We start from the raw sequence: 6,157 nt of genomic DNA, 5'->3' as shown, positions 1-6,157 counted from the left end.
CGCCCGGCACCGCGGGCCGGGCCAGCGCCGCCGCGGCCGCGGCATTGCCGGCCATGGCCGCCAGGGCGGCATGTCCGCAGGCCTCCAGCGCCGCCAGGGCCTGCCGCGCCAGCGCCGCCTCGCCGCCCGCCAGCGCCTCGCAGCCGGTGGTGTCGAGCAGCAACGTGTCGGGTGCCTCGGTGGCCACCAGGGGCGTGAAGCGCCGCAGATGCAGCGCCAGGGCCGTCAGGCGCGCCGCCGCGCGGTGCGGATCTTGCGGCAGCACCGTCGCCTGGGGCACCATGGCGCGCGCATCGGCCAGGGCCATGCCGGCCCGCAGGCCGAGCCGCGCCGCCGCCGGATCCACCGCCATGACCAGGCGGCGCGGCCCCTCAATGCCCCAAAGCAGCAGGGGGCCGGGGTCCAGCCCCTCGCTCTCCAGCCAGGGCAGGTGCAGCGCCAGGATGCGGCGGGGCGCGGCCTCCATCACGCCGGCTCCGCGCGCAGCGACTCGCCGTCCCAGGACACCCGCCAGCGCCGTGCCGCCTCCAGCCGGGGCGCGCGCAGCAGCGTGATCTCCCAATGCGGCATGGCGGGGGAGCGGGGGTCGGGGGCCGGCAAGGGGCGGATCCGCCAGCGCGTGCGCGCCGTGGTGGGGCCGGCCGGCTCCCCGGCGGGGCGGAGGAGCAGGGCCAGGGCGCCGCGCTCCGCCGCCAGCTGCAGTCGCCGCAGCGCGGTCAGGCCCGGCGGCGGCCCTTCCGCCAGCCGCAGGAGCACTCCCGCCACGGCCGGGCAGCGCAGGCTCTCCTCCATCGCCCAGAGCGCCTCGTCGCGCCGTTCCGCCTGGACCAGCACCAGCCGCTCGGGCGGCAGGCCGAAGCCATGCAGCCCGGCGGCCCAGCCCGTCGGCCCCGGTTCGATCCAGCACACCGTGCCGCCGGCCCGGCCGAGCAGGATGGCGGCGAAGCCCAGCGCGGCCGGCATCTGTTCCTCCCCGGCGGTCAGGATCTCATGCAGCATGGCGCGCGGCAGCCCACCGGGAGGCAAGGCGTCATCCAGGGCGGCGCAGAGCGGGATGCCGGGCCAGGCCTCCAGGCCGGGGCAGAGGGCACCCCGCTCGAGGCGGGCGATGCGTTCCCGCAGGCTGGCCAGGGAGGGAGGGTGGGCGGGGCTGGGCATGTTCTAGTTTTGTTCTTATCTTGCCGCGCTTGCAAGCCTGTCGCGCCCAGGCTTGAGCGGGCGGGGCGGGGCTGCCCCTACGAGATTTCATTGCTGTGAACCTCCCGACCAGTATAGACGGGTCCGCCCCAGCCCCCGGAGCATGGATGTCAAGCAGTCTCGCGCAGTTTCAGGACGGAAATCCGCCGCCGCGGCGCGCCATCCGCCCTGACCGCGCCTGCCCTGCTGCCCTCCCGCGCCGCATGGCGGCCGGCACTTCGCCCCCCCGGCTTTCCGCTTGGCCTCTCCCTGGACACCGGGCCTCGCGATTTTCCTCCTCATGCGGAGGGGTTTTTGCGGTGGGTCCGCCTTCCTAGATAAGCGCGGACCGGTGGGCGACCGACGCACCGCCCGACCCCCAGAGCGATCCCCCGCCAATGTCCGTGTTCGCCCTCCGGCGTGACGCGGGGCGGGCGGCGGCATGGCACGAGACAGACGGGACCCCCTCGGTCCCCCATAACGAAGCAGGTGAATCAATGGACGGGATGTTTACCTACGGTACGGCGGATCAGAGCGATGCCGAGGGTGGCGAGACCCTCAAGGCGCGGCATTCGGCGTTCGGGGACATCCTGGGCCAGGAAGGTCAGGACCTGCCCGAGCGCGACGGCACCCTGACCGAGGAGGCGCGCGGCTGGCGCGCCGGCTATGACGCCGGCGAGGAAGGCCTGGACGCTTCCGCCGGGGAGCAGGACGACGAGGCCGAATCCCCCCGCGAGGAGGCGGAGGCCGAGGAAAGCGCCGACGAGGCGGGCGAGGGCGGCAACGTCAACGAGGCCAGCATGGCCCGTTCCGACGATCCCGTCCGCATGTTCCTGCGCGAGATGAGCGGCACCGACCTGCTGACGCGGGAGCAGGAGATCGCGCTGGCCCAGCGCATCGAGGCCGGGCGGGACGCCATGCTGGCCGGGCTCTGCGAGAGCCCGATGACCTTCGTGCACATCGCCGCCTGGAAGACCGCGCTGGAGCAGGGGCAGATGCCGCTGCGGGACGTGGTCGAGCTGGAGGCCATGGCGGCCGATGCCGCTTCCCCCGCCGTGGCCGTCGAGGTGGAGGAGGGCGAGGAGGCCGAGGCCGCGCCGCACGCCACGCTCGACGAGAAGATGAAGCCGGAGGTGCTGGCCGCCTTCGTGGCGGCGCTGGAGGCGCATGAGCAGCTGCGCGCCATGCCGCCCCGCAGCGAGGCCGCGATGGCCTATCGCCAGGAGATGGTGGGCCTCTTCGCCGCGCTGCGCCTGCGTCCGGCCCGGCTCGACCTGCTGGTCGGCCAGGTGCGCGACACCAACCGCCGCCTGCTGGCGCTGGATGGCAAGGCGATGCGCCTGGCCACCGCCGCGCGCATGGACCGCGACTTGGTGATCAGCCTCTGGGACGGCAGCGAGCAGGGCGCGGCGGCGCTGCTGCAGGCGGTGCAGAAGGCCAAGACCAGCTCCGCCAAACGCGAGGCCAGCCTGCGGGAGCTGCGCGAGGGCCTGCCGGGAATCCGCGCCGCCGTGGCGGCGCTGGAGGCGGAGAGTGGCCTGCCGGCGGCCGAGCTGCGCCGTGTCTGCGCCGAGGTCGGCCGTGGCGAGCGTGACATGCGCAAGGCGAAGGAGGAGCTGACGCGGGCGAACCTGCGTCTCGTCGTCCACATCGCCAAGCGCTACCGCAACCGCGGCCTGATGTTCGGCGACCTGATCCAGGAGGGCAACATCGGCCTGATGCGCGCGGTCGACAAGTTCGACTGGCGCCGCGGCTTCAAGTTCGCCACCTACGCCACCTGGTGGGTGCGGCAGGCGATCACCCGCTCGCTGGCCGATCAGGCGCGCACCATCCGCGTGCCGGTGCACATGACCGAGACGGTGGGCAAGGTGGCGCGGATGAGCCGCCGTTTCCAGCAGAAGGCCGGCCGCGAGCCGACGCCGGAGGAGCTGGCGGGCGAGCTCGGCATGTCGGTGGACAAGGTGCGCGCCGTGCAGCGCCTGGCGCGCGAGCCGGTCAGCCTGGAGAACCCGATCGGCGAGGATGATGACGGGCGCCTCGGCGACTTCATCGAGGACGAGAACGCGGTGATCCCCTTCGAGGCCGCCGCCCGGTCCTCGATGCGCGACGCCACCATGCGCATCCTCTCCGACCTGACGCCGCGCGAGGAGCGTATCCTGCGCATGCGCTTCGGCATCGGCGGCGAGAACGACCACACGCTGGAGGAGGTCGGCAAGACCTTCAACGTGACCCGCGAGCGCATCCGCCAGATCGAGGCGAAGGCGCTGAAGAAGCTGCAGGTCTCGAAGCGCGGACGGTCGCTGCGCAGCTTCCTGGCCTGAGCCGGGCCAGGGGATCGCCCCTGGGCTCGCCCCCGGCCCCGCGATTGTCGGCGGCGGTTCAGAGGATCGCCGTCTCCACCGCGCCGACGCCCGCGAACTCCGCCCGCACCCGGCTGCCGGCCTCCACGGCGGGCATGCCGGTGCAGCTTCCCGTGGTGATCACCATGCCCGCCTTCAGCCCGCCGTAGCGGTGGGCGCCCTTGTTGGCGAGCCACTGGATCAACCGGATCGGCTCCCCGGCCGAGTTGCCGCCAACCTGCTCGACCACCACCCTGTCATTGAAGGTGAGCTTCACCGGCAGGGCGGGCGGATCGATGTGGCGCCAGTCCATGACCGCCGGCCCGACCACCAGGGCGCCATGGCTCGCCTGGTCGGCGGTGTGGCTCAGCGGATCGCGCCCCAGGCTGACGAAGCGCGTATCGACGATCTCGATCGTCGGATGCAGGCTCTCGATGGCGTCCAGAACCTCCTCGCGCGAATAGGGCGCCTCGCGCGGCGGCAGGTCGGCGCCGAGGCGGTAGCCGATCTCGGCCTCGATGCGGGTGATATTGAAATCGGCGGCGGCATAGGGCGTGGCGTCGAAGCGCAGGTTGCGCTCGTGCAGCGGCGCGCCGGAGGGATCGGCGGTGGGGGAGGCGGCGCCGACCTTGAAGCCGGCGATCGGGCCCAGCGCCTCGGCCACCAGCGCGTGGATGGCGAAGACATCCTCCATGGAGGCCGGCTGCGCGCCTTCCGGCAGCGCCTCCAGCCAGTTGCGGCTGCGCCGGGCTTCCAGCAGGGCGGCGGCGGCGGCAGCGGTATCGGTGGCCATAAGCGGGGTTTCTCCTTGGTGATCTGACGGTGGTCGTGGGGGCTGGGATCGTCGGGGCAGCGGGCCATGACGCGGCCGCGGCATCCTGCCGCAAGCCGGCGGGGCCGGGGAGGGGGGCTTGTGACGGGCGGCACCGATGCTATCGAGGCGGCTGTCAGGAGGCCCGCGAGTCGTGACGATCAATCCCCCCGGCATCTCCTCTGGCATCGCCGCGCCCGGCCGTTACCTGCTGCTGCGGCTGGGCACCCGGCGCTGTGCCCTGCCGGCCGCCGCGGTGCGGGAGCTGCTGCCGCTGCCCCGCCTCTGGCGGCCGCCCGGCCTGCCCCGTCCCCTGGCCGGCTTCCTGAACCTGGGCGGCGCGGCGGTGCCGGTGCTCGACCTGCCCCGCCTCCTCGGCCTGGCCGATCCCGCCGGCGGGGCCGAATCGGCGCTCTACCGCCACCTCGTCCTGACGGCGGGCGTGCTGCCGGGGCAGGATCTCGCCCTGCTGGTGGACCGCGTGCTGGACATGATGCCGGCCCCCGCCTCCGCGCTGCGGCCGCTCGCGCCGGAGCAGAGCCTGAACGGATGCGCCGCGGCGGAGATCGAGACGCCCGAGGGTTTCGTGCATCTCCTGGCGCCGGAGCGGATCCTGCTGGCGCAGGAGCGGTCGCGGCTCGCGGCGCTGCGCGACGCGGAACAGGCGCGCCTGGCGGAATGGGATGGCGCCGTCTGATGCCGCCGTGCTGATGCCGGGGTCGCGCCCGGACTTCATCCCCGATGCGGAGTTCGAGCGGCTGAAGGCGTTGCTCATCGCGCGGACCGGGCACTTCTACTACCAGGACAAGGATACCCTGCTGTGGGAGCGGCTGCGCCGCCGCCTGCAGCGCACCGGCCTGCGCGGCTGCGGCGCCTATCTGGACCGCCTCGCCGATCCTCTGCTGGGCGAGGCGGAATGGATAGCGCTCGAGGCCGAGATCACCATCGGCGAGACGTTCTTCTTCCGCTACGCCGAGCAGTTCGCCGCCCTGCGTGGCACCATCCTGCCGGAGATCCTGGGGCGCCGGGCGCCGTCACGGGGCCTGCGGATCTGGAGCGCCGGTTGCGCCAGCGGGGCGGAGCCCTATTCCCTGGCCATCCTGCTCCGCCGGATCCTGGGGGAGGAACTGGCGGAATGGCGGGCCTATCTCCTGGGCACCGACCTGAACGAGGCGGTGCTGCAGATGGCGCGGGCCGGGCGCTACAGCCGCTGGGCGTTGCGCGGCGTGCCGGCGGAGGAGGTGGAACGGGACTTCCTGCCGCAGCCCGGCGGGCGGGACTGGCTGCTGCGGCCCGAGCACCGCGCCATGGTGCGCTTCGAGCGGCACAACCTGCTCAGCCTGCTCGACGGCACGTCGCCGCTGCAGATCAATGAATTCGACCTGATCCTCTGCCGCAACGTACTGATCTACTTTCACCCCGACACGGTGGTGCGGATCGTGCGCGCCCTGGCGGAGCGGCTTGCCGAGGGCGGCTGGCTGCTGCTGGGCCATGCCGAGCCGAACCCCGCCTTCGCGGAGTTCCTGGAGGTGGTGAACCTGGCGGGCACCGTGGCCTACCGGCGGCCCGCCGCCGCCCTCCGGCCGCCGGAGGCGGCACCGGGGCCCCCCGCCCCCCCCCCCGCCCCCCCCCCGCCCGCGGGGGGCGCCACCGCCGCCTCCGCCTCCGCCCCCGCCCTCCGGCCCGCCTCCCCCCCCGCGTGTCCTTCCGTCGTGGCCACCGCCGCCCCGCAGGGCCGTTCCGCCACCCCCGCCGCCCCCGCCGGGGGCCGGCGCCCCGGGGGGGGGCGCGGGGCCAAACCGCGGCCCCCCCGAGGCCGCCCGCTCGGAGC

General features: G+C 74.1%; 6 protein-coding genes. 3 read left to right on the top strand and 3 right to left on the bottom strand.

Annotated elements, in window-relative coordinates:
- A partial coding sequence (locus tag ACVMLK_RS19415; protein WP_457487349.1) for a Y-family DNA polymerase occupies window positions 1–466 on the bottom strand: 466 nt, incomplete at its 3' end.
- The gene (locus tag ACVMLK_RS19410) at window positions 466–1,158 is read right to left on the bottom strand and encodes an ImuA family protein (RefSeq protein ID WP_422925005.1); all 693 of its coding nucleotides are present in this window, start codon (window positions 1,156–1,158) and stop codon (window positions 466–468) included. The genes ACVMLK_RS19410 and ACVMLK_RS19415, both read right to left, overlap by 1 nt.
- Window positions 1,159–1,673: 515 nt before the next feature.
- Here ACVMLK_RS19410 and rpoD point away from each other — a divergent pair.
- On the top strand, window positions 1,674–3,497 hold the full coding sequence (gene rpoD / locus ACVMLK_RS19405) for an RNA polymerase sigma factor RpoD (RefSeq protein ID WP_457487348.1): 1,824 nt from the start codon (window positions 1,674–1,676) through the stop codon (window positions 3,495–3,497).
- 58 nt (window positions 3,498–3,555) lie between these two features.
- Here the strand turns inward: rpoD and ACVMLK_RS19400 are convergent, their stop codons facing one another.
- Window positions 3,556–4,308, bottom strand: a complete 753-nt coding sequence (locus ACVMLK_RS19400) for a 2-keto-4-pentenoate hydratase (RefSeq protein ID WP_198366804.1) — start codon at window positions 4,306–4,308, stop codon at window positions 3,556–3,558.
- A gap of 172 nt (window positions 4,309–4,480) precedes the next feature.
- Here ACVMLK_RS19400 and ACVMLK_RS19395 point away from each other — a divergent pair, with 172 nt between their 5' ends.
- Together ACVMLK_RS19395 and ACVMLK_RS19390 are read left to right on the top strand one after the other, a co-directional pair.
- Entirely contained in the window at window positions 4,481–5,023 is a 543-nt protein-coding gene (locus ACVMLK_RS19395) for a chemotaxis protein CheW (protein WP_370592006.1), read from the top strand.
- A partial coding sequence (locus ACVMLK_RS19390) for a CheR family methyltransferase (RefSeq protein ID WP_457487347.1) occupies window positions 5,010–6,157 on the top strand: 1,148 nt, incomplete at its 3' end. The genes ACVMLK_RS19395 and ACVMLK_RS19390, both read left to right, overlap by 14 nt.

The sequence above is a fragment of the Teichococcus aerofrigidensis genome (assembly GCF_054073225.1).
The sequence above is the reverse complement of the archived record's forward strand: the minus strand, read 5'-3'. Positions and strand labels throughout refer to the sequence as shown.